The sequence below is a fragment of the Vreelandella zhaodongensis genome, assembly GCF_013415115.1.
Lineage (GTDB): Bacteria > Pseudomonadota > Gammaproteobacteria > Pseudomonadales > Halomonadaceae > Vreelandella > Vreelandella zhaodongensis.
The window spans coordinates 161,651-183,792 of sequence record NZ_JACCDD010000001.1; the positions used below are offsets into that span (position 1 = coordinate 161,651).

The window sequence follows — 22,142 nt, forward strand, 5'->3', positions numbered from 1 at the left end:
CTTGCGCCTTCAGTTTAATCATACGTGCGGCGCTCATGCCATAAAAAATTTCTATAAAATCGTCTAACATCAACATTTTTGCAATGTGATAATTATCGGCCTGGGTAAGCGTAGGAGTGAAGATGGCTTTATTTATCGTTTTTTCGCCTCTTTTATTAAGGTTTTGGCAGATTTTCCGGAATTCCATTATCTTCAGCAGCCGTTGGGCTGAGAGATGGCCGTTGGCGGCCCTTTCGCCTTTGAAGATGAGGACGTTGTTCGCCAGGGGCTAGCAGTTTTCCATAAGCAGCGTGAGTGGTTAATTGAGGCGGCCAATCTGGATCGTGATAGCGAGTGATTTTGCTAACAGAGACAGTGACGTACTAGTGTTTGTATTACGAAACCACCCCGCTCGAATGAGCAGGGTGGCTGGTGCTGGGGAAATACTGGGGACAGCGCGTTATAGAATCATAGCGGCTACCCACCCAAAGGCAATCAGCGGGATGTTGTAGTGCAGGAAGGTCGGTACAACACTGTCCCAGATATGGTCGTGCTGCCCGTCAGCATTGAGACCGGCGGTTGGGCCAAGCGTCGAATCGGAGGCGGGTGAGCCTGCGTCGCCCAGGGCAGCTGCGGTACCTACCAGTGCCACGGTGGCCAGCGGTGAAAAGCCAAAATTCAGCGCAAGCGGTACGTACAGTGATGCGATGATGGGAATCGTCGAGAAAGAAGAGCCGATACCCATGGTGATAAAGAGACCCACGAGGAGCATGATTAGCGCTGCCAGGCCTTTGTTATCACCGATTATTTCTGTAGAGCTGCTGACCAGCGCTTCCACCTCTCCGCTGGCCTGCATCACACTGGCAAAGCCAGCGGCGGTAATCATAATGAACCCGACCAGGGCCATCATGCGCATACCTTCGGTGAAAATACCGTCCTGTTCATGCCAGCGGAAGACACCGCTTAGTGAAAGCAGAGCAAAACCAAAGATACCGCCCAGCACCATTGAGCCGGTGTAGAGCTGAACGGCCACGGTGCCAACCAGTGCTATTGCCAGTACGGCTTTTTGCCAACCCTTCAAATGCTGGGCCGCTTCCGCTGGGGTTTCATCGCCTTTCGCCAGGTCACGATCTTGGTAGTGGCGGCCTTTGCGATAGCTAAACAGAACTGCAACGGCAAGACCCAATGCCATGCCACCAATGGGAATCACCATCGCCATGGGTACCATACCCCGGGTGACTTCCAGCCCCAGTTCGGCACCGCTTTCGTTCAGGTTGGTCAGCAGGATGTCGTTGAGAAAGATGGCACCAAACCCTACCGGTAGAAGCATGTAGGGGGCAGTAATACCAAAGGTGATCACGCAGGCGACGAGTCGGCGGTCAAGCTCAAGGTGATTCATCAGCTTGAGTAGTGGCGGGACCAGTACCGGGATGAAGGCAATGTGCACCGGAATCAGATTCTGAGAGCTGACTGCTGCGGCTAGCAAGGCGGCTAGTAAGGTATAGGTCACCATACGTCGACTGCTGCCAGAATGATCCACCTGAAAACGCGTAATGGCGCGGTTCGCCATCACCTCGGTGATACCCGAACGTGAGAGTGCGACGGCGAAAGCCCCCAGCACGGCATAGGCCAGGGCCACGGTGGCACCGTTACCGAGGCCATCGTTAAAGGAATCAAGGATGGCATTAACGGGCATGCCCGCATAAAGCCCACCGACCAATGTGGCGACGATTAAGGCAAAGACAACGGAAACTCGAGCCAAGCTGAGGCTGACCATCACTAAAATGGCCAAAACGATAGCATTCATGAATAGCTACTCTTGTCGTTGGAATTAGATTTAGTTGGAATTAGATGTCGTTGGAATTAGATGTCGTTGAGAGTGAATGCAGTGGAACCCCGCAGCCTGTTGCTGCGGGGTAGAAAAAGCCGCTTAGTGCTGGCTTGGTAGGGTGCCAGGCCGAAGCAGGTGGCTTAGTGTTCTGGCGGCTAATAGGTCGCTGGCTGCTTCAATGTCTGGGGCAAAGAAGCGATCCTGGTCGTAATGGGTAACATGCTTACGCAGCAACTGTTTGGCTTGTTCCAGTGGCTCGGTGGTGTTTAAACCGTGGCGCATATCGAGCCCTTGGCAAGCACTTAGCCATTCGATCGCGAGAATGCCACGCACGTTATCGGCCATTTCCCATAACCGCTTGCCCGCCGCCGGTGCCATGGAAACGTGATCTTCCTGGTTGGCTGAGGTGGGCAGGCTGTCTACGCTATGCGGATGCGCCAACGCTTTGTTTTCGCTGGCCAGGGCGGCTGCTGTGACTTGGGCAATCATAAACCCGGAGTTGACGCCGCCTTTTTCGACCAGGAAGGGCGGCAGCTGGGACATGTGCTTGTCCATCATCAAGGAGATGCGTCGTTCCGCCAGCGAACCGATTTCAGCGATGGCAAGCGCCAGGTTGTCGGCAGCCATGGCGACCGGCTCGGCGTGGAAGTTACCACCGGAGATAATGTCGTCGGTATCTTCAAACACCAATGGGTTGTCGGATACCGCGTTGACTTCAACCGCCAGTATGTCGGCAACATGGCGAATTTGAGTCAGTGCTGCCCCCATTACCTGCGGCTGACAGCGCAGGGAGTAAGGATCCTGCACTCTATCGCAGTTGGCGTGGGAGTCGCCGATGTCGCTGGTTTCGCCGAGCAGATGCCGATAAGCCGCCGCTGCGTCGATTTGGCCGCGTTGGCCGCGCACTTCATGAATGCGCGCATCGAACGGCGAGCGCGAGCCTAACGTGGCTTCAACCGTCAGGGAGCCGCAGACCGTGGCGGCGGCATACAGGTCTTCGGCATCGAACAGGCCGCGTAGCGCGTAAGCGGTTGATACCTGGGTGCCGTTGAGCAGTGCCAAGCCCTCTTTGGGAGCCAGCGCAATGGGGCTAAGACCGGCGACTTTGAGCGCTTCCTCAGCGGAGAGCCATTCGCCTTTGTATCGCGCTTTGCCTTCACCAATCAGTACCACACTCATGTGGGCCAGCGGCGCAAGATCACCGGAGGCTCCCACCGAGCCTTTTAGCGGAATATGCGGATACACCTCGGCGTTGATCAAGGCGATCAGCGCATCGAGGACTTCCCGGCGAATGCCGGAAAAGCCCCTCGCTAGGCTGTTAACCTTAAGCACCATGATGAGCCGTACAAGGCTGTCATCCATCGCAGCGCCCACGCCGGTGGCATGGGAGAGCACTAGTGAACGTTGCAGCGCTTCCAGGTCTTCATCGGCGATACGTGTTTGAGCAAGCAGCCCAAACCCAGTGTTAATGCCGTAGACCGTGCGGTTCTCGTCGACCACACGGTTGACGCAATCCACGCTTTTTTGAATGGCTTCGTCAGCACTGCTTGGCAGGCTAACCTTGACCGGTGATTGAAAGACCTGGCGCGCCTGCGCCAGTGTCATTTTGCCGGGCTGAATATCAAGGTGGGGCATGATTCGTACTCCTTGTCGTTGTTAAATGTCTAGCGGTTCAGCATCGGCAAATCGAGGCCGTTTTCACGGGCAGATTCTTTAGCGATTTCGTAGCCTGCATCGGCGTGGCGCATAACGCCAGTACCTGGGTCGTTACGCAGCACGCGGCCAAGGCGTGCGTGGGCATCATCGGTGCCGTCGGCGACAATAACCACACCCGAGTGCTGGGAGTAGCCCATGCCGACACCGCCACCGTGGTGTAGCGATACCCAAGTGGCACCACCGGCGGTGTTAAGTAGGGCATTCAACAGCGGCCAGTCGGAGACGGCGTCAGAGCCATCCATCATCGACTCGGTCTCGCGGTTGGGGCTCGCCACGGAGCCGGAATCCAGGTGGTCGCGACCGATAACCACCGGTGCTTTAAGCTCGCCGTTTTTGACCATCTCGTTAAAGGCTTGGCCAAGACGAGCGCGATCTTTCAGGCCGACCCAGCAGATACGTGCCGGAAGACCTTGGAAGCTGATGCGTTCCCGCGCCATATCTAGCCAGTTGTGCAGGTGCGGGTCGTCGGGGATCAGCTCTTTGACTTTCTGGTCGGTTTTGTAAATATCTTCCGGGTCGCCGGATAGCGCCGCCCAGCGGAACGGGCCAATTCCCTGGCAGAATAAAGGACGGATATAGGCTGGCACAAAGCCGGGGAAATCGAAGGCATTCGTCACGCCTTCTTCTTGAGCCATCTGACGAATATTGTTGCCATAATCGAAAGTCGGCACGCCCATTTTCTGGAAGTCGAGCATGGCTTGAACATGCACTGCCATCGACTGCTTGGCGGCTTTAACGGTGGCTTGGGGTTGTGATTTACCACGGGCGACGTACTCTTCCCAGGTCCAGCCTGCCGGCAAGTAGCCGTGTAGCGGATCGTGGGCACTGGTTTGGTCAGTCACCATATCGGGCTTCACGCCGCGCTTGACCAGTTCAGGCAGTACATCTGCCGCGTTGGCACACAGGCCAATTGAGATGGCTTTACCTTCGGCTGTATAGCGCTCAATCCGCGCCAGTGCATCGTCAAGATCGTCGGCTTGCTCATCCAGGTAGCGGGTGCGCAGACGGAAATCGATGCTGGTTTGCTGGCACTCGATATTCAGCGAGCAGGCACCGGCCAGGGTGGCAGCCAGCGGTTGTGCGCCACCCATGCCGCCAAGGCCAGCAGTGAGAATCCAGCGCCCCTTTAGGTTGCCGTCGAAGTGTTGGCGGCCCGCTTCAACAAAGGTTTCATAGGTGCCTTGAACAATGCCTTGAGAGCCGATGTAAATCCAGGAACCTGCGGTCATCTGGCCATACATCATCAGACCCTTGCGATCCAGCTCATTGAAGTGTTCCCAGTTGGCCCAGGCGGGCACCAGGTTGGAGTTGGCAATGAGTACTCGCGGGGCGTCTTTATGGGTCTCAAATACACCTACCGGTTTGCCGGACTGCACCAGTAAGGTTTGCGTGTCTTCCAGTCGCTGGAGCGTCTCAACAATTTTGTCGTAGCACTCCCAGTCACGGGCGGCGCGGCCAATGCCGCCATACACCACCAGATCCTCAGGGCGCTCAGCCACGTCAGGGTGGAGGTTGTTCATCAGCATGCGTAGCGGGGCTTCGGTCAGCCAGCTTTTGCAGCTGAGTTGGCTACCGGTGGGGGCAGCAATCTTACGGGAAGCATCGTGACGTTTATCGTTCGGTAACATGGCGAAATTCCTCTGGTTTAGCGGTTTGTTATTCGTTGATTAGTTAATGGTCAGTGACTCATTGAATAACTGATTCAGGGCGCTAGGTGTCGAGCGCCAACTGAAAGACAAGCCGGGCTGCCGAGCGGGCAGTACGGCTATCGATATCGTGAGCGGGATTTAGCTCAGCGAGATCGGCTAAGCGGAGCTTGCCGCTGTCGCGGATGGCGTCAATCAGCGGTTCAATCAACGCGAGTGAGACGCCTCGAGCGGCGGGGGCGCTGACCCCAGGGGCTTCCCCAGCGGGCAACACATCCAGGTCGATGGTCAGATAAAGATGGTCACAGCGCACCATGAAGCGCTCTAGGTCGCGTTGAATACGTTCAAGGTGTGCTGGTTGAAAGTCCCGGTCTTCACGAACCATGACGCCGAGTTCTGCTGCTCGACTAAACAGCGCACGGGTATTGGCAGCGCGGCTTACGCCTAAGCAGGCGTAGCGAAACGGCCAGCCGCGTTGGGCGCATTCATCAGCAATTTGCGTAAAGGGGGTGCCCGAAGAGCGAACATGAGAAGGGTCGCGCAGATCGAAGTGGGCATCAAAATTGATAATGCCGATGCGTGGCGCTTTTTCGTCGTTATCAGCGAGATGCTGGGCAAGCCCCAGCCAGCTACCGTAGGCCACTTCATGACCGCCACCCAGCACAATGGGGAAGTGCTCAGCGTTAAGCAGCGCCGATACATGATCGGCGAGGGTCTGTTGGGCGGTTTCTAAGGCATCGCCTTCGCAGCGAACATTTCCCGCATCATAGGCGGGGCCAGTGCGATGCCATGCCATCGGTGCTAGTGCTTTACGCAGTGCCGTAGGACCTTGCGCGGCACCGGTGCGCCCCTGATTTCTGGCAACACCTGCATCGCTTTCAAAGCCTAATAACGCACAGCCCGGCGCTGCCGTTTGGCTGAGTGGCTGGATCTTTTGGTGCCAACGCTCACTGTTGGGTTCCGGGTCTGTTCGTCCCGTCCAGAGCGACATGTCGAGCGCTGTTTCAGCGGATGTACTGGTAGACGTACTGTTAGAGGCGCTGTTATTGGCCATGGGTAAGCGCTCCCTGGAATAACCGCTGACGAAGGCGCCCCGGCTGTACGGCGTAAGCGAGCTCAGCGGGCGCATCGACATTCCATACACAGAGGTTGGCTTCTGCGCCTTCGTGGATAAGCCCTTTATCCGCCAGCCCTAGCGCGGTTGCCCCGTGAGTCGTCATGCCTGTCAATGCTTCTTGGGGTGTCAGGCGGAACAGCGTACAGGCCAGATTGAGCATTAGCGTGGGCATAAACAGGGGCGAGCTGCCGGGGTTGGCATCGGTAGCCACCGCCATCGGCACGCCTGCTTTGCGCAGGGCCTCGATAGGCGGTTGCTGCGTTTCACGTAACGTATGGAACGCGCCCGGTAGTATGACCGCCACACTACCAGCCTCACGCATGGCGGCGATGCCAGTGTCATCCAGGTATTCGATGTGATCAGCAGATAGGGCACCGTGGCGCGCGGCCATGGCTGTTCCCCCCAGATTAGAGAGCTGCTCGGCGTGGGCCTTAATGGGCAGGCCATGAGCCTTAGCAGCTTCAAACACTCGTTCGCACTGTTCCACAGAGAAGGCGATCTTTTCGCAGAAAACATCAACGGCATCTGCCAGTCCTTCGGCCACCGCGGCGGGGATCATCTCCTGGCAGACAAGGTCGATGTAGCCGTCGCTGTCATTCTTGAATTCAGGGGGAAGCGCATGGGCACCCAGCAAGGTAGTGACCACGTTGACTGGCAGCATTTTGCCGAGGCGGCGCGCGACGCGCAGCATCTTAAGTTCATCTTTGACGGTTAGCCCGTAGCCAGACTTAATCTCTACGGTGGTAACGCCGTCGGCCATCAGTGCTTCAAGGCGTGGTTTCGCGAGTCTTAGCAGCTCATCTTCGCTAGCTTCTCGGGTGGCACGAACGGTACTGAGAATGCCGCCACCGCGTTTAGCGATCTCTTCATAGCTAGCCCCTTCAAGGCGTGCTTCAAACTCTTCCGCCCGAGAGCCACCAAATACGAGGTGAGTGTGGCAATCCACGAGGCCTGGGGTCATCACGCCGCCGCTGCCCATTTCTGTGCAGTTATTGGCGAGTTGCTCGTTGAACTCAGCCATGGGCGACAAGGAGATGATGTGCGCTCCCTCGGTGATAACGGCCATGCGATCGGGCAGTGTCCGCAGGCCATCGAAGACGCTGATATCGCGCCAGAGACGACGATCCGTTGCATTCGACATAGGGAGCTCCTCTCAAAAAGCCTAGTTCAAAAACGTAATGTATATACAATTAAGGTCAATTGAAGTGGATTCGTCAAGGTGTTGGGTAAAGACGTTATTGAAGGGGGATTGAGGTAAAGAAGAGTGAGGGATTATTTTTAATCCATAAAAACAATATATTATAAATATTTATTCATTTTTTTACGGCCGTTTAAGGTTTTTTTGTTAGACTAATGTCTATCATTTTTAGATGGGAATAACCTTCAATCGCCTCCCTAATGTATATACATTAAGTGTTGGAAGCTCATTTGTAAGCTTTACTACAACAAGAGGCGTGCCCATATGCTCACTCCCATCCAGCAGCGACCCAGTATCGCACTGATACTTAAGCTGTTTTTTCCAAGTGCTCTAGGGATACTGATTTTTTTCGTGCCTATCGAAATAGGTGACCGCCGCACCATCTTGCTTGATCACATGGTGTCTGGAGCCCGAGGGTTACTAGGTGATGCTAGCGGCTTTTATGCGCTGGCGCTGATTGCCTCCGGTGCTGCTTATCCATTGGTTCGAGGTTATTGGAATCGCAATGTTACCGAGCGCATTTTTACCGGGCTAAAGCTGCTTGGGGTTGTGGCAGCACTCATGGCAATAACCGGATGGGGACCAGACTTTTTGCATGAGCCGGACATGCTGCCTTTCCTGTTTGATAAGCTGGTGATTCCGGTAGGTTTGATTGTTCCCATTGGCGCGATTTTCCTCGCCTTGTTGATCAGCTATGGATTGCTTGAACTTATTGGTGTGTTGGTTCAGCCGGTGATGCGGCCCATTTGGCGAACGCCAGGGCGTTCGGCTATCGACGCGGTTGCCTCATTCGTGGGCAGCTACTCAATTGGTCTATTGATTACCAACCGTGTTTATCAGGCAGGGCAGTATTCAGCGCGAGAGGCCGCTATTATCGCCACGGGTTTCTCTACCGTATCGGCAACATTCATGATTATCGTGGCACGCACGCTGGATTTGATGGCGGTATGGAACTTCTATTTTTGGCTAACATTATTGATCACGTTTATTGTCACGGCGGTTACTGTCCGCTTACCGCCACTATCAGGCATGGATGACAGTGCTAAAGATGGCGAGCCCGAGGCGGTTGCCGGGAAGCGCTTATCAATTGCTTGGCAGACAGGGTTGGAAGTAGCTGCCCGAGCGCCCGCGTTGCATAAAAGTGTCGCGATTAACTTCAAAGAAGGGCTCGTGATGGCGATCAGCATCCTGCCCTCGATCATGTCGGTTGGTTTGCTAGGGTTGCTTGCGGCTAAATACACACCACTGTTTGAATGGTTGGGCTGGTTTTTCTACCCCTTCGTGGCGGTGTGGGGAGTTGCAGACGCCGCTGCGCTTGCTCAGGCCTCCGCTGCAGGTCTTGCCGAAATGTTTTTACCGGCACTGTTAATGGCAGAAGCGGAATTTGTGTCGCGTTTTGCAGCAGGCGTGGTATCAGTATCTTCTGTGTTGTTTTTCTCAGCCTCAATTCCTTGCATTCTCTCTACGAGTATTCCGTTGTCCGTAGGGCGAATGTTAGTGGTGTGGTTTATTCGCGTTGCATTAAGCCTGACGCTCGCCATACCAACAGGCTATTTGGTGCAAGCCCTTATCAGCTAAGTCTTTATCAGCTGAGTCTTTATCAGCTAAGCCCTTATGACGCTTGGCGATGCACCGAGGAGCGAAGCTTGTAGCGGTTGCCTGGGTGGAGTAAGCGGGCATAGCTGATGAGCTGCTCACCTGACCACGTACGCCGAACCATACTCAGGCAGGGGGTTGAGGTATCGATAGCAAGCCATTCGGCTGTTTGCTGATCAACAAGCACGGCCTCAACGATGTGCTCTACGTCAGTGATTGGGCAGGCCGCTACCAGTATTTCGTTGGGTGTATGTACCGAAAAATCACTCTTTAGATAATTGGGTACCCAGCGGGGGTTAACATAGCGGTTTTCAAGTTGAATGGGTGTGTCGTTTTCCAAGTGCACAAGCAGTGTTTGAAACACGCGACTGCCAAGACGCACGCCCAGGCGCAAAGCGATTTCGTCATCAGCTTTAATGGCTTCGCAGAGCAGCACGATGCTGCTGTAATGATGCCCTCGGGAGCGTACTTCATCGGCAATGTTGTACACCTCAACCAGAGACGACTCTGCTTTGCGGTCTGTCACAAAGGTGCCTAACCCAGGCTGGCGTGTTAGGTAGCCTTTTTGGACAAGATCACGAATCGCTTTATTGGCTGTCATTCGGCTTACCTCAAAATCTCGGGCAAGCTGCTCTTCGGGTGGGATTTGGTGGTGCGCTGGCCAGGCACCGCCCTGGATTTTCTCTAGCAGGTGCTGCTGTATTTGCAGATAAAGTGGGGGAGCGCTGGTCATGAAGTGCCTTTCAAATGAATCTATTGTCTAACCATATTCAGTTTACCTTGTGCGATAGCTAAGGGCACCCTGATGCTGATTCAGCACACCGAGCCATTAATGGCTCGGTGTGCATAGTGCTTACAATAGCGATAAGCAGTGTTTATAGAAACACTTTAGGGCGTGTGTATCTCAACGCGAAGCGGCTCTAGATCCATCCGTACGTTCTCAAAGCTGTATATATCCAGCGTCATGTCCTGACTCCAGTAGCCTTGGGTTTGCTCGTCTTGAGTAAAGACAATCCGCAGCGCCTGATTATCGTCGCCAATCAGCAGGGAAGTAACTTGCTCGGTGGCTGAATTGTCTAGCAGGTCAAAGCCGATAAGCTCCTGCAAATTACGGTTGGCGCTGAACAGGCCGCTCTGCAGGCTCACAGGAACCTCGAAATACTCGCTGCCCAAGGTTTCATAAGCACCCTCGCGAACGTGATATTCACCGCTTTCAGGCTGGTAGCGGTCACCCGGTAGTAAATAGCTTAGGCGAACGTTTTCCACGGTGATTGGGAAGCCTGATGTCGGGCGAGTCGTTTCACTGGTATCCACGAGTGTTATGCCGCCACGGCCTGCCACTTGCCATTCGCCGTTATCAACGATGAGTGCAGTGCCTTCATCAATGCCAACCCCTAATGGCTGACCACCTTCATGTTCTAGCATCACGGTTAGCAGCCGTCCAAGACGGGCTTTACGATCGAAGTGTTGATCGATCAGCCCTGCCTCGAAGAAGCCGAGTCCTGGGCGTACAACAGCAGGGCCATACTCTTGGTTATTCATGCTCTCATAGTCATCGCTGAAGCCCTGGAAGAGCGCGCCTTTGCTATCACCGCCCGCGAGCATGGTGGAAGACATAATCGCTGCCCCTGCACTGGTACCTGCCAGAACGCCACCTCGTGAATGGAAGTCACGTATCGCAGCGAGCACCGGCGTATCACTGCCATCTTCTTCTAAGAGTACTGCGGTGATTCGGGTTTGGTCGCCGCCCAGGAACCAGATGGCATCTAGCTCGTCGATAGAAGCAGCCAGTTCTTCATCACGACCATTGTCGGCCCACTCTGACTCATCAACGTCTTCCGTTCGTTTGTCATCGTTAACCGCTAGCGGAAGCAAGCGGATATTGTCTTCACTGAGGCCCAACCGCGAAAATGCTTCAACAATCTTGTCGTAGTTGCCAGAGATATTGCCGGTGGCAGCCGGTACTACGCCAAGGCGAATCTCTTCGGCGGGCTTGTCGACGGGGTTGATCACTGCTTGGAAGACATCCTCGTGGCTCTCTTGTAAAAAACCACCGGCGATAATAAGCGCACCGGGTGAGTCAGCAAAGGCTGCTTGGCTGCTCATTAATGCACCACCCAATGAGAGGGCGAGTAGGGAGTGTTTCAGGGTACGGCGCGTCATGGTAGTCGACATGAATAAATTCCTTAATCGATACGTCTGGTTTCGTCGTTGATTGACGAGTTCGAGAAAAATCTGATGACGGATCGATCAAGCTATTCGTTGTACCATTCGCTTAAAGCAGTACGGGTGAGAGGGTAAGCACCTGTGAGCACTACCGCATCAACCCAGCGGCTAAGTAAAAGCCGATAGGTACGCGAGAGTAATGACAGGCAATGGTGCGACATAGGGGAACACTTCTTATCGTTTTTTTTAAAGCTACCACCACCGCTTGGTGTTTAGCAAACACCAAGCGATATTATCGAAAGCAAAAATCAATATGTGCAATGCCTTGAATAACGGTTCGTTATTGTTGTTGGTATGCTGTTTCTTTGTCACTGGTCATCATCAGCAATAGCAGAACAAAATGCTGATATTGAGGAGTTATTTTGCGTCTGCACTACTCTGATTCACTGCCAGAGCGGGTTGGTTTTTTACTGCTACCGCGCTTTTCGATGATGGCGTTTTTTTCTGCCGTTGAGCCGTTACGAATATCCAATCGTATTAGCGGTCAGCCGTTGTTTGAGTGGACGCTCTTTAGTTGTGATGGTGAGCCTGTCACCGCCAGCAATGGCATGACGCTATTGGTCGATCAGCCGATGGGCGGCGGACTTGATCTACCCTCGTTGGCTGTTTGTAGTGGCTTTGAGCCTGAAGATCATTTAAGCCGAGCGCTCATTTCATGGCTGCATCGGCTTGATCAAGCCGGATGTGCCTTGGGTGGGCTGGACACCGGCGGCTTTATATTAGCAGCCGCGCAGTTGTTAAAAGGGGAGCGGGTTACCTTGCACTGGGAAAGCTTACCGGTTTTTCGTGAGCGTTTTCCAACGGTTGAAACGTCTGATGAGTTGTTTGAACTGGGTGAGCGGCGTTTTTCCTGCGCGGGTGGTGCCGCCGCCATGGACATGGCGTTAGCAGTGATCGCCAAACGTCATGGGACCAAATTAGCCGTCGATGTCTCAGAGCAGCTTATTCATGAGCGCTTAAGAAGTCGGCATGACCAACAGCGTATGACGCTAGCGCGACGGCTGGGGACGCATAACCGGCGCCTAATTGAAGCGGTTGCGTTGATGGAGCGCCATTTGGAAGAGCCTTTGTCCCTTGCTGATATTGCTCAGCGAAGCGGTGTTTCTTCTCGTCAGCTTCAGAGGCTATTTGAGTATCATCTTCATCAAACACCGCGTCAGTGGTATTTGTCGCTTCGTTTGGCTCGGGCGAAACGTTTGCTCACTGAAACCGATATGGAGATATTGGCAGTAGGTATCGCGTGTGGGTTTGCGTCGAGCTCTAGCTTTGCGCGCGCTTTCCGCACCCATTTTGGCTGTTCGCCACGCGCTTCACGCAGCGATTGCAGTTGATTGTGGTGCAAAAAGGGATGTACACCAGGCGTCGCCGCTAAGCGCGCCTGGTGTTATTAGGGCGGCGTGTTAGATCAGCGCCTTCTGCGCCGTGCGTCGAGCGTCTCACGGAATAGCGAGAGCAGTACGCCGGCGGTCATCACAAGCACAACAACACTGAGCGGTAGGGCAGCAGCAATGAGCGCCGTTTGCAGTGCGTTAAGGCCACCGGCAACCAGCAGCACCGCCGCTACTAAACCAATGACTACGCCCCAGAAGATTCGAAAGCGTTTCGGTGGCTCACTGTCGCCGAGTGACAAAATGGTGGTGAGTACTAAAGTGCCGGAGTCTGAAGAGGTGACAAACCAGCTCATCAGTAGAAAGACCATCATGGCGGAAAGTATCCAACCAAAGGTGCCGCTGCCAACAATGCCATCAGCGGTGGCAAACAGTGCTGAGGGCAGGTTCCAAGCGTTTACCAGCTCAATGATACCGGCGCTACCTGGGCCGCCCGTCGCATAGAGCTCCTGATACATGGCGTTGCCGCCGAAGATAATCAGCCAGATAAAGATGATCAGGGTAGGCACTAACAGGACGCCAAGCACAAACTCCCGCAAAGTCCGGCCCTTAGAAATGCGGGCGATGAATAGCCCCACAAAGGGAGCCCAGGCCAGCCACCAGCCCCAGTAGAAGATTGTCCAGCCCTGCTGCCAGGCAGCCGTTCCCTCCTCGTCAGCATACCAAAGCCCCATGGGAATGAAGTTGACAGCGTAGTCGACCAAGGTTTCGCCGAATGCCATTATTAGCCACAGTGTAGGGCCCCCAATGAGGAAAATGCCCACGACGACCAGCGATACCCAAATATTTACCTCGGATATGAGACGAATGCCGCCGCGTACGCCGGTCACTGCGGAGAGTATTGAGATAAAGGAAATGCCAGCGATAAGCATCAGCTGAGTAGTTAACCCGGGATCGACACCCACCAGCCGTTCTAAGCCGACGGCCATTTGGCTAACCCCCAGCCCCAGCGACGTAGCGACCCCAAAGACGCAGCCGAGTACCCCGAGAATATCAAACAGGTGGCCAATAGGGCCGAAAATGCGTTCACCGATGAACGGGTAAAGCGCCGAGCGCAGTGCGAGTGGTAACCCTTTTCGATAAGCAAAATACGCCAGCGACATACCGACAATCACGTAGATGGCCCAACCATGAAGACCCCAGTGAAAGACGGTGACGCGTAATGCATCGATAGCGCGGTCGTGGCCGATGGCGGTGGCACCGGCCATATCGGCATGGGGGTTGTTGGGATAGCCGAAGGCGCCGGTATCGTCGAGATAGAACACGGGCTCAGCGACGCCAAAAAAAAGAATGCCAATACCGATACCCGCTGAGAAGAGCATCGAAAACCAGGCAAAATTGCTGAACTCTGGGCGGCTGTCATCGGGGCCGAGCCGTATGCTTCCATAGCGGCTTAAGACAATGAAGGCACAGACGGCCAGTAGCAGCATTACAGTGATTAGGTAATAACCGCTGAACGTGCTCTCGATCCAGGCGCGTGCCGTGCCAAATACGTTTCCGGCTGTATCTGAACCGAGCCCTGTGAAAAGCACGAAGAGCAGCACTAGACCGCTAGCCGTTAGCGTCATGCCCTTGTGCATGCCTCGGAAGAAGCCACCTTGGGCTAGCTCAGTCACCATATAATCAGTGCTGAGTTCGGCCTTTGGTGAGGCGTTATGCTCAGGCGGAGTCGGGTGGTGGGGGGGAGTTGGCGTAGCGATATTTTTGTCCTCCTGGGCCGGACGTCGGGCCGGCAATCCCGATAAATCGTCCGCGTTAGCGGGCGGTTTTTGTGTTTTTCACGATGGCATTAGCGGCGTATTGCGATGGTGCGACTAGCCAGCTCCGGCCAGGCCGAGGGAGCGGCTTGGGGCAGTGTTGCAACGGCTTCCTTAATGGGGAGTGGGAAAGGCGCGGAGCGACCAGTGTTGCTGTCAATGCCCATCAACATCTGCTCGCTGGTGGCCAGCAGGTTGCCTGTTTCATCGTGTAGCTTGAAGAAGACATGCAGGCGCTTGGTGTCGCGATCCAGCAGGGTTAGTTCCACGCTCAGTGGCTGCCCCTCATGGGCCTCGCGGCGATAGCAAAGATGCGTCTCAAGGGTATAGATCGTGTAGCTGTGGCGTGCGCGGCCTGAGGTATCAAGGCCGATATGCTCCATTAGTGCTTCTACCGCCAGCGAGAATACACGGGCATATTCGGCATCGTTCATATGGCCGTTGTAATCGACCCACTCCGACTTGACGCGGTGTTCTAAAATGACCATCAGATACGTCCCTCCAAGCCTTCGGCTTCGGGCCAATATTTTTGTGCTAAACCGAGCAGTTCTACCAGAAACTCATCACGACGGCGGTCAAGCTCGGCCACCGAGCGCCCAGCGGCCTGGTGCTCGCAACCTTCTACCACTCGATCAATAAGTTGTGTGGTGAGCTCAGGGGCCTCAAGCTTCGTCCATGGCAGTTTTAGTGCCGGACCGAACTGCTCCAACATATGGCGCATGCCCGGCTCGCCGCCAGCCAAATGGAAGGTGAGGAAAGTGCCCATTAGTGACCAGCGCAGGCCACAGCCGTAGATTACCGCTGCATCTATTTCCTCGGTAGTGGCGACGCCGTCGTTTACCAAGTGCAGCGCCTCGCGCCAAAGCGCTTCCATCAAGCGGTCAGCAATATGCCCCTCAATTTCCCGACGTACAACCAGTGGCCGCATGGCAAGGGCTTGATAATAGTCACGGGCGCGCGTTATCTCTTCAGGCGTGGTGGCGTCACCGCCAACGAGCTCCACTAGCGGTAGCAGATAGACCGGATTAAAGGGGTGAGCGACGATCACTCGCCCTGGCGCCCGTGTGCAGTCCTGCTGTAAGTCGCTGGGCTTGAAGCCGGACGTTGATGAGCCGATGAGTATGTCTGGGTTCGCTGCAGCATCCAAGGCAGTCAGAATCTCGCGCTTAAGCGAAAGCCGCTCAGGCACGTTTTCCTGAATTAAGTCAGCACCTTCGACAGCCGCTTCTAAGCTTTCGGCAAAGCGTAGTCGCTCGGGGCTGGCGCCTTCAGCAAGGCCCTGACGGGTCAGAGACTCCCAGGCATTCTCAACAAAGGCACGAGTGCGCCTTGGTGCCTCCGGATCTGGATCGAAGGCGACGACGTCCCAGCCCCGAGCCAGGGCTCGAGCGATCCAGCCATTGCCGATAACCCCGGTGCCGATAACAGATAGCTGCTGGCTCATTCCTGGCCTCCGTTGGCGTTTGCGTTGGTGTGTCCGGTATGCGGGTTGCGCAGCGTGAGCTGAGCGCGGGTTTCAGCGGGTGTCATGACTCGGGCGCCAAGGTTCTCGATCAGGGTGGCGGCATGCTCTACCAGCTGGGCGTTGGTGGCCAGGGTTCCCTTTTTCAGATAGAGATTGTCTTCCAGGCCGACGCGCGCATGACCGCCTAGCAGTACTGCTTGAGCCGCCATGGGCATCTGGTGGCGACCAATGCCGAATGCTGCCCATTGAGCGTTTTCCGGCAGTTTGTTGCGCATGGTTAACATGGTTTCGGTGTCAGCTTCAGCGCCCCATGGAATGCCTAAGCAGAGCTGGTAGAGAGAGTCGCCATCGATCAGTCCTTCCTGTTGCAATTGCCTGGCGAACCGCACGTGGCCCAGGTCGAAGCACTCCAGCTCCGGTTTTACACCGGCGGCCTGCACAAGTCTGGCATGTTCACGCAGCCAGTCAGCGGGGTTTATATAGACCATGTCGCCGAAGTTGAGGCTGCCGCAATCCAGGGTGCAGAGTTCAGGCAAGAGCTCGCCCACGGGTTCATGGCGTTGGGCGGGTGTTTGGATGTCAGTGCCTGGACCACCGCGGGTAGGGTCCTTGGTGTCGGGGATCCAATCTCCGCCGCCGCCGGCGGTAATGTTCATGACAATATCCACCTCGGCCTCGCGCACACGTTGCATTACCTCGCGAAAATGGTCGAGAGAGTGGCTGATGCCACCGGTTTCAGGGTTGCGAACGTGGATATGTGCAACGCTGGCTCCGGCTTTCGCTGCGGCGATGCAGTCGTGAGCGATCTGAGCTGGGGTGACAGGGACATTAGGGTTCTTTCCCGTGGTGTCGCCTGCGCCAGTGACGGCGCAGGTCAAAATAACATTGCGGTTCATTGGGCGCTCCATGACAGTAGTTCTAGATAGCGCTCATCAGTATGGCGAGATTGCTCGCTAGTGATTGACAGTAAGCGACGCCAAATATGCGCAAAGCGTCGTAATTATTTAGACGGAGCCAATGCGATGCATATTCACGATTACCAGCAGTACGACGCCACCGGCCTTGCCGAGCTGATTCGCCGCCAAGAAGTCAGCCAGGCTGAGGTATTTGATGCGGCGATGAATGCGATTGAAGCGCTTAATCCATCTCTTCATGCCGTCGTTAGAACACGCTTTGAAAAAGCGAAACACGAGTGTGACCAAGTGTCGGAAAACTCAGTGTTTGCGGGTGTGCCAACGTTAAGTAAAGATCTATTGATGGCCTTGGCAGGTGAGCCCCTGGCATTCGGAAGCTCCTCATTATCAGCGTGGTGCCCCAAAGAGGACTCACTGCTTATTCAGCGTGTGCGGGAGGCTGGACTAGTGCTGGTTGGACAAACGGCCACGCCGGAATTAGGGCTGATGGGGATTACGGAACCCAAGGCATTTCCCCACCCGCAAAATCCATGGCGGGAAGGCTATTCCCCTGGGGGGTCAAGCGGTGGTGCCGCGGCCGCGGTCGCTAGCGGGATGGTGCCTATTGCGTTGGCAGGCGATGGCGGTGGCTCTATCCGCATTCCCGCCAGTTATTGTGGTTTGTTCGGTTTTAAACCTTCCCGCGGGCGGGTGCCGCTTGCGCCTGCCCATGGCGAAGTGTGGCAGGGCGCGGTGGTCGAGCACGCCATCACCCGTAGCGTGCGCGATAGTGCAGCGTTGCTAGAACAGATTAACGGCATGGCGCCTTCTGGGCCTTACCCCGTACCGCGGGAAACGGGCTATGTAGATGCCTTATCAGCCTCCTCTAAGCCGCTACGCATCGCCGTGTCGCTGGGTAATTTTTTAAGTTACGGACTGGATACCCAATTAAGTGCAGATGTGAAAATAGCGGTTGAGAAGGCTGCAAAGGCACTGGCCGACATGGGGCACGAGGTGGAGTGGTGTGAGCCACCGGTTGATGGCGATGCCTTGGCCGATAGTTACCTGACGCTCTACCTTGGCCATTTAGCCGCTGACCTGCAGTGGGTAAGCCAGCAAACCAGTATGCCGGTGCAGCGGCTAGCGATTGAGCCTTCAACACGGGCCGTTGGGCGATTGGGCGCCAAGCTTTCGGCGCGAGATTATGAGCTTGCCAAGCGCTATTGGCACGTGGCTGGCGAACAGATGAGCCAGTTTCATCAGCGCTATGACGTGTTGGTCATGCCGGTAGCTGCGGATACTGCACCTAAAATAGGTGAGCTGTATCCCTCTGCGGCTCGTGAACGGTTGATGTCATTGTTAGCGATTCCCGGACTGCCATCGCTGGCACTCAAAGCAGGGATGTTGAAACGCCTGGCGGTGGATGCACTTAGCCGCACCCCATTTACGCAACTGGCGAACCTTACCGGCCAGCCTGCTATGTCAGTGCCCTTCCATATAGCGGCCAATGGGTTGCCCGTTGGGGTGCAAGTGGTGGGGCGCCTGGGTGAAGATAAGCAACTGCTACAGCTGGCGGCGGATATGGAGCGGCATGGTGATTGGCAATGCCCCGCATATCAACAAGCGCTGGGCTCTTAAGCAGGTTAAACTACGCGGCTTTGAGTCAACGTTTGGCGTCATGCATGCATCCAATTGATACATCAACAAGCCATACTCCAAAAAGCTATGAGCTAACCCAGGCGGGAGATCGCTATTTCGACGGCTTGGTCGACAAGTTCTCCCGTTCGCTTTATCAAGCGCCCCGTGGCGAGCTGCGCCTGGCGATGCTGGATTATTTGCTGCCGCAAATGCTGCGCCTGACAGAGCAGCCTGTGCTTGATGTTGGTGGTGGTTTAGGACAACTTTCAGGATGGTTTGCTGAGCGTGGGCACGCAGTGACCATGGCAGAACCTTCCCAGGATATGTTGGCCCATGCCAGCGCGTGGCATGCCGAGCGTAGTGCCGCAGGTGCCTGGCTGCCAGAACAGCTTCGCTATCTTGCCTCGCCACTTCAGTTGTTGCCGCAGCAAGCCCCTGGGCCTTGGTCGCTGATTACTTGCCATGCCGTATTGGAGTGGGTGGGTGAGCCTGAACAGGCTGTGCAAACGCTAGCGAGTCTTCTTGCCCCTGGTGGGCAGTTAAGTTTGATGGTGTTTAACCGCGATGCGTTACGTTTTTCTAATGTCATAAAAGGTAATCTGCAAAAAGCGCTTAGTGACCACCTTGAAGGCAAGGGTAAGCGACAGCGTTTAACGCCTATTTCCCCCGTCACCCACGACGAAATGTGCCAGTGGGGAGCGGATAACGGCTTAGTGATGCAGGCCGTTGCTGGGATACGAGTTTTCCAGGATTATTTGCGCCATCCCCCCGCAGAAGAGAGCGAGCAGGCATCGCTGCTGGCGCTCGAAAAGCAGTATTGTCGCCAAGACCCTCACTGGCGGCTAGGCCGCTATTTACTTTATACCTTTACCAAACCCGAGGCTGATGTATGAGCGCTCAACTGCCCGCTTGCCAACTTCTTGAACGTTTCTATGGTCAATCGGCTAATTTATGGCCTGTTGCGCCGCCTGCAGATGCGTGGTTACAAGCGCATTCCACGGCGATGATAAGTGATCATGTGGCGCTGCGTGAGCAGTGGGTGGCCGGTGGTAAAGTCGCCGCCAGCCCATTTGATGTTCCGTTTGTCGAGCAGACTGGGCAGATCGTGCTGTTCTGGCCAAAAGCCCATCAACTGGGGATCTGGTGGCTAACATGGCTATGCCATGTGCTGCCTGACAACACCCCGGTCGATGTTGTAGGCGAGCACCAGGGAGGCGTCAAGCGCGTGCCAAAGATACTTAGCGAGCTGGGCATGCGCTGCGATAAGCTCGATAACGCGCGGCGTTGCTCACTGTTTGCCACTCGCACGATAGCGATGGAGCAGGACAATGCGTGGCAAACCTTTGAAGCGCTAGATTTAAAACTGGTGAGTCATCCTGGCGTCTTTGGGCACGGCAAGGTCGATGAAGGCACGCGTTTAATGCTGGAAAGCATTGAGGCTAGCTTGCCCAAAAAGCCGCTTAACGTGCTGGATATGGGGTGCGGCGACGGCATTATCAGTGCTTGGCTTGCCGAGCGAGGCCATCAGGTCACCGCCGTGGATGTCAGTGCGTTTGCAGCGGAAGCGTGTCGCCGAACGCTAGCAGCCAACCAACTGAAGGGGCGGGTGCTGGAGAGCGACGTTTATTCAGCGCTTGAGGATGAGCAGTTTGATCTGATCATCAGCAATCCGCCGTTTCATCAGGAGCGAGAGATTACCTATGGCCCGAGTCAGCGCTTGATCAGCGAGGCCCCTGCGCATTTACGCACGGGGGGGCGTCTGGTGATCGTTGCGAACGGCTTTTTGCCTTATCCCGATCACTTGCAGCGGGTGTTTCAAGACTTTGAAACGCTGGCAGATAATCGGCGCTTTAAGGTTTACGGTGCTATTAAACCAACACGCTAGTTGCCGCCCCTTTAGCCACAGGCTTACTCAGCAAAGAACACATTGAGCACGTGGTCCAGGTGCACTTCCATAGCACGCCGAGCGGCAGCGGGGTCGCGCGCTTCAATGGCTTCGACGATCCGTTCGTGGTCGCCCTGGGAGCGCTGTGGCATATCTGTTTCCATAAATAGCTCCTGGAGTCGACGAAACATGGCACCGTACTTGTGGCCAAGCAGATGCTTGATGACAAGCGCATAGGCCGCGTTGCCTGATGCTTCGGCGATACGAATATGCAGTAGTCGATCTCCTGTATGCAGTAGTCGATCTGCGGCACAATTGCGTCCGCCATTGGCATTGTCAGCTACATTCCGCTCAAAAGCCGAACGGATCGCTTTCATATCCTCTTCGTTGGCATTCATGGCTGCCAGCGCGGCAATTTCCGGTTCCAGGTAGCGGCGCGTCTGGAGAAGTGAAAAGGGCGGGATCTCTTCGTCCAGATTGAGCTCAATTTCGCTCTCGAACTCTGGGTCGATTGCCCAGGGTTCGGTTCGAGCAGCTGCGCGCATCACGGACTCCATAGGCGTGGAGCGTGACTCAAGAACCACGACGCCATGGCCGACTCGAACGGCCACCTGCCCAACCACTTCCAGAGCAATCAAAGCCTCTCTCACCGAGGCACGGCTGACGCCCAGTGATTGGGCAAGCTCCCGCTCGGGGGGTAAAAGCGTCCCCGGAGGGAACTCGCCATCATTGATTAACTGTTGTAACTGATCAGCAATCTGGCGATAGAGGCGCTGCGAACGGATGGTTTGAATAGGCATTCGTGGTATTTCCTATCTGTTTCATCGGTGATTTTTGACTAAAGTTTATAGCGACTAAAGTTTATCCGAAAAAGCTGCTATTTAGCTTTTTGAGGCTTGCCAGGAACAAAGTGCTTCTAGCATACTTGGTTCATTGGTCAGGCCATTGGGTGTCTGGGTGATTTGGCCTACCATATGTTCCCATTCTTTTTAAGGGCATGCCATAGGTTTAGGGGCGTGCCCCCAGCTTTAAGGGATGTGCCATCGCATGAGACTCAAGAATAAAACCGCCCTGATCACTGCCGCAGCAAACGGCATTGGTCGTGCTAGCGTCGAGCGCTTTGTTGCCGAGGGAGCTCGTGTCTTCGCGACAGATATTGATATTGAGAGCTTAGAGGGGATGCCTGGTGTTGAAGCTTATTACCTGGATGTCACAGATAGCCAAGCGATTCACCATTTAGCCGATTCACTCCCTACCTTGGATATCCTGTTTAACTGTGCCGGTATGGTGGCAGGTGGCACGATACTCGAATGCGACGAGGCTACTTGGCAGCGTTCGATGGAGCTGAATGTCACTTCAATGTTTCATACCCTACAGGCGTTTTTACCAGGTATGTTGGAAAACGGGGGCGGCAGCATCATCAATATGGCTTCCGTGGCCTCAAGCATTAAAGGTGTCGCCAATCGCAGTGCCTATAGCACCTCCAAAGCCGCGGTTATCGGGTTGACCAAGTCAGTGGCCGCCGACTTTATGACGCAAGGTATCCGCTGCAACGCGATTTGTCCTGGCACTGTTGAGTCGCCTTCACTAAAACAGCGGATTGCTGAACAGGCACGTAAAGAGGGTCGCAGTGATACGGAAGTACTTGAGACTTTCATTGCCCGACAGCCGATGGGCAGGCTAGGGCGTGTAGAGGAAGTCGCTGCACTGGCGACTTTTCTGGCCTGCGATGAATCGCGGTTCATTACCGGCACCACACAATTAATTGATGGTGGTTGGGCGAACTGATTACTGGAGAAGGTATAAC

The 22,142-nt window shown here is 55.1% G+C and carries 19 protein-coding genes; 7 read left to right on the top strand and 12 right to left on the bottom strand.

Annotation, left to right across the window (positions count from 1 at the left end; genetic code table 11):
- Positions 1–214: 214 nt before the first annotated feature.
- Positions 215–337 (top strand): hypothetical protein, encoded by a 123-nt coding sequence (locus tag HZS79_RS16855; RefSeq protein ID WP_274380149.1) that lies wholly within the window; start codon positions 215–217, stop codon positions 335–337.
- A gap of 102 nt (positions 338–439) precedes the next feature.
- On the opposite strand, the gene HZS79_RS00645 is transcribed toward HZS79_RS16855, so the two are convergent.
- The 5 genes from HZS79_RS00645 to hutI form a co-directional block, all read right to left on the bottom strand.
- Entirely contained in the window at positions 440–1,786 is a 1,347-nt protein-coding gene (locus tag HZS79_RS00645) for a Na+/H+ antiporter family protein (RefSeq protein ID WP_162217462.1), read from the bottom strand.
- A 123-nt stretch (positions 1,787–1,909) separates the two neighbouring features.
- Positions 1,910–3,445 (bottom strand): histidine ammonia-lyase, encoded by a 1,536-nt coding sequence (hutH, locus tag HZS79_RS00650; RefSeq protein ID WP_009721875.1) that lies wholly within the window; start codon positions 3,443–3,445, stop codon positions 1,910–1,912.
- Positions 3,446–3,474: 29 nt separating this feature from the next.
- The gene (gene hutU, locus HZS79_RS00655) at positions 3,475–5,154 is read right to left on the bottom strand and encodes a urocanate hydratase (protein WP_162217463.1); all 1,680 of its coding nucleotides are present in this window, start codon (positions 5,152–5,154) and stop codon (positions 3,475–3,477) included.
- A gap of 82 nt (positions 5,155–5,236) precedes the next feature.
- Complete coding sequence (hutG, locus tag HZS79_RS00660) at positions 5,237–6,226, bottom strand: formimidoylglutamase (protein WP_179926809.1); 990 nt, start codon at positions 6,224–6,226, stop codon at positions 5,237–5,239.
- A complete protein-coding gene (gene hutI, locus HZS79_RS00665; protein ID WP_179926810.1) occupies positions 6,216–7,430 on the bottom strand; it encodes an imidazolonepropionase in 1,215 nt (404 codons plus the stop codon). Before hutI ends, hutG begins: the two co-directional genes overlap by 11 nt.
- Positions 7,431–7,751: 321 nt before the next feature.
- On the opposite strand from hutI, the gene HZS79_RS00670 reads away from it, so the two are divergent.
- On the top strand, positions 7,752–9,065 hold the full coding sequence (locus HZS79_RS00670; RefSeq protein ID WP_179926811.1) for a YjiH family protein: 1,314 nt from the start codon (positions 7,752–7,754) through the stop codon (positions 9,063–9,065).
- 34 nt (positions 9,066–9,099) lie between these two features.
- On the opposite strand, the gene hutC is transcribed toward HZS79_RS00670, so the two are convergent.
- Together hutC and HZS79_RS00680 are read right to left on the bottom strand one after the other, a co-directional pair.
- Positions 9,100–9,816, bottom strand: a complete 717-nt coding sequence (gene hutC, locus HZS79_RS00675) for a histidine utilization transcriptional repressor HutC (RefSeq protein ID WP_162217467.1) — start codon at positions 9,814–9,816, stop codon at positions 9,100–9,102.
- 155 nt (positions 9,817–9,971) lie between these two features.
- Positions 9,972–11,258 carry a cyanophycinase gene (locus tag HZS79_RS00680; RefSeq protein ID WP_162217468.1) on the bottom strand — a complete coding sequence of 429 codons (1,287 nt, stop codon included), beginning with the start codon at positions 11,256–11,258 and terminating at the stop codon, positions 9,972–9,974.
- A gap of 413 nt (positions 11,259–11,671) precedes the next feature.
- Here HZS79_RS00680 and HZS79_RS00685 point away from each other — a divergent pair, with 413 nt between their 5' ends.
- A complete protein-coding gene (locus tag HZS79_RS00685) occupies positions 11,672–12,640 on the top strand; it encodes a GlxA family transcriptional regulator (RefSeq protein ID WP_179926812.1) in 969 nt (322 codons plus the stop codon).
- 74 nt (positions 12,641–12,714) lie between these two features.
- On the opposite strand, the gene HZS79_RS00690 is transcribed toward HZS79_RS00685, so the two are convergent.
- The 4 genes from HZS79_RS00690 to HZS79_RS00705 all read right to left on the bottom strand — a co-directional run bounded on the left by HZS79_RS00690 (position 12,715) and on the right by HZS79_RS00705 (position 16,815).
- Positions 12,715–14,316, bottom strand: a complete 1,602-nt coding sequence (locus HZS79_RS00690; protein WP_179926813.1) for a BCCT family transporter — start codon at positions 14,314–14,316, stop codon at positions 12,715–12,717.
- A 170-nt stretch (positions 14,317–14,486) separates the two neighbouring features.
- Entirely contained in the window at positions 14,487–14,942 is a 456-nt protein-coding gene (locus HZS79_RS00695; RefSeq protein WP_162217471.1) for a thioesterase family protein, read from the bottom strand.
- Positions 14,942–15,898 carry an L-carnitine dehydrogenase gene (locus HZS79_RS00700; RefSeq protein ID WP_179926814.1) on the bottom strand — a complete coding sequence of 319 codons (957 nt, stop codon included), beginning with the start codon at positions 15,896–15,898 and terminating at the stop codon, positions 14,942–14,944. Before HZS79_RS00700 ends, HZS79_RS00695 begins: the two co-directional genes overlap by 1 nt.
- A complete protein-coding gene (locus tag HZS79_RS00705; protein ID WP_179926815.1) occupies positions 15,895–16,815 on the bottom strand; it encodes a beta-keto acid cleavage family enzyme in 921 nt (306 codons plus the stop codon). The genes HZS79_RS00700 and HZS79_RS00705 overlap by 4 nt, the downstream gene beginning before the upstream one ends.
- A gap of 126 nt (positions 16,816–16,941) precedes the next feature.
- Here HZS79_RS00705 and HZS79_RS00710 point away from each other — a divergent pair, with 126 nt between their 5' ends.
- Genes HZS79_RS00710 through HZS79_RS00720 form a run of 3 tightly spaced genes read left to right on the top strand, consistent with a single transcriptional unit; the run spans position 16,942 to position 20,335 of the window.
- Positions 16,942–18,450 carry an amidase gene (locus HZS79_RS00710; RefSeq protein ID WP_179926816.1) on the top strand — a complete coding sequence of 503 codons (1,509 nt, stop codon included), beginning with the start codon at positions 16,942–16,944 and terminating at the stop codon, positions 18,448–18,450.
- A 44-nt stretch (positions 18,451–18,494) separates the two neighbouring features.
- A complete protein-coding gene (locus HZS79_RS00715; RefSeq protein ID WP_162217475.1) occupies positions 18,495–19,343 on the top strand; it encodes a methyltransferase domain-containing protein in 849 nt (282 codons plus the stop codon).
- Entirely contained in the window at positions 19,340–20,335 is a 996-nt protein-coding gene (locus HZS79_RS00720) for a methyltransferase (RefSeq protein WP_179926817.1), read from the top strand. The genes HZS79_RS00715 and HZS79_RS00720 overlap by 4 nt, the downstream gene beginning before the upstream one ends.
- A gap of 23 nt (positions 20,336–20,358) precedes the next feature.
- Here the strand turns inward: HZS79_RS00720 and HZS79_RS00725 are convergent, their stop codons facing one another.
- Complete coding sequence (locus tag HZS79_RS00725; RefSeq protein WP_179926818.1) at positions 20,359–21,135, bottom strand: FadR/GntR family transcriptional regulator; 777 nt, start codon at positions 21,133–21,135, stop codon at positions 20,359–20,361.
- Positions 21,136–21,382: 247 nt separating this feature from the next.
- Between HZS79_RS00725 and HZS79_RS00730 the strand changes: the two genes are divergently transcribed.
- Positions 21,383–22,123 carry an SDR family oxidoreductase gene (locus HZS79_RS00730; RefSeq protein WP_179926819.1) on the top strand — a complete coding sequence of 247 codons (741 nt, stop codon included), beginning with the start codon at positions 21,383–21,385 and terminating at the stop codon, positions 22,121–22,123.
- Positions 22,124–22,142 lie beyond the last annotated feature (19 nt).

What these genes read in the sequence shown, in the direction of transcription:
- hutG (WP_179926809.1), bottom strand. Translation starts at nt 6,226, where the DNA reads ATGGCCAATAACAGCGCCTCTAACAGTACGTCTACCAGTACATCCGCT.
- HZS79_RS00680 (WP_162217468.1), bottom strand. Translation starts at nt 11,258, where the DNA reads ATGTCGACTACCATGACGCGCCGTACCCTGAAACACTCCCTACTCGCC.
- HZS79_RS00700 (WP_179926814.1), bottom strand. Translation starts at nt 15,898, where the DNA reads ATGAGCCAGCAGCTATCTGTTATCGGCACCGGGGTTATCGGCAATGGC.
- HZS79_RS00725 (WP_179926818.1), bottom strand. Translation starts at nt 21,135, where the DNA reads ATGCCTATTCAAACCATCCGTTCGCAGCGCCTCTATCGCCAGATTGCT.
- HZS79_RS00720 (WP_179926817.1), top strand. Translation starts at nt 19,340, where the DNA reads ATGAGCGCTCAACTGCCCGCTTGCCAACTTCTTGAACGTTTCTATGGT.
- HZS79_RS00670 (WP_179926811.1), top strand. Translation starts at nt 7,752, where the DNA reads ATGCTCACTCCCATCCAGCAGCGACCCAGTATCGCACTGATACTTAAG.
- HZS79_RS00690 (WP_179926813.1), bottom strand. Translation starts at nt 14,316, where the DNA reads ATGGTGACTGAGCTAGCCCAAGGTGGCTTCTTCCGAGGCATGCACAAG.
- HZS79_RS16855 (WP_274380149.1), top strand. Translation starts at nt 215, where the DNA reads ATGGCCGTTGGCGGCCCTTTCGCCTTTGAAGATGAGGACGTTGTTCGC.
- HZS79_RS00645 (WP_162217462.1), bottom strand. Translation starts at nt 1,786, where the DNA reads ATGAATGCTATCGTTTTGGCCATTTTAGTGATGGTCAGCCTCAGCTTG.
- hutI (WP_179926810.1), bottom strand. Translation starts at nt 7,430, where the DNA reads ATGTCGAATGCAACGGATCGTCGTCTCTGGCGCGATATCAGCGTCTTC.
- hutU (WP_162217463.1), bottom strand. Translation starts at nt 5,154, where the DNA reads ATGTTACCGAACGATAAACGTCACGATGCTTCCCGTAAGATTGCTGCC.
- HZS79_RS00715 (WP_162217475.1), top strand. Translation starts at nt 18,495, where the DNA reads ATGCATCCAATTGATACATCAACAAGCCATACTCCAAAAAGCTATGAG.
- HZS79_RS00730 (WP_179926819.1), top strand. Translation starts at nt 21,383, where the DNA reads ATGAGACTCAAGAATAAAACCGCCCTGATCACTGCCGCAGCAAACGGC.
- HZS79_RS00710 (WP_179926816.1), top strand. Translation starts at nt 16,942, where the DNA reads ATGCATATTCACGATTACCAGCAGTACGACGCCACCGGCCTTGCCGAG.
- hutC (WP_162217467.1), bottom strand. Translation starts at nt 9,816, where the DNA reads ATGACCAGCGCTCCCCCACTTTATCTGCAAATACAGCAGCACCTGCTA.
- hutH (WP_009721875.1), bottom strand. Translation starts at nt 3,445, where the DNA reads ATGCCCCACCTTGATATTCAGCCCGGCAAAATGACACTGGCGCAGGCG.
- HZS79_RS00695 (WP_162217471.1), bottom strand. Translation starts at nt 14,942, where the DNA reads ATGGTCATTTTAGAACACCGCGTCAAGTCGGAGTGGGTCGATTACAAC.
- HZS79_RS00705 (WP_179926815.1), bottom strand. Translation starts at nt 16,815, where the DNA reads ATGAACCGCAATGTTATTTTGACCTGCGCCGTCACTGGCGCAGGCGAC.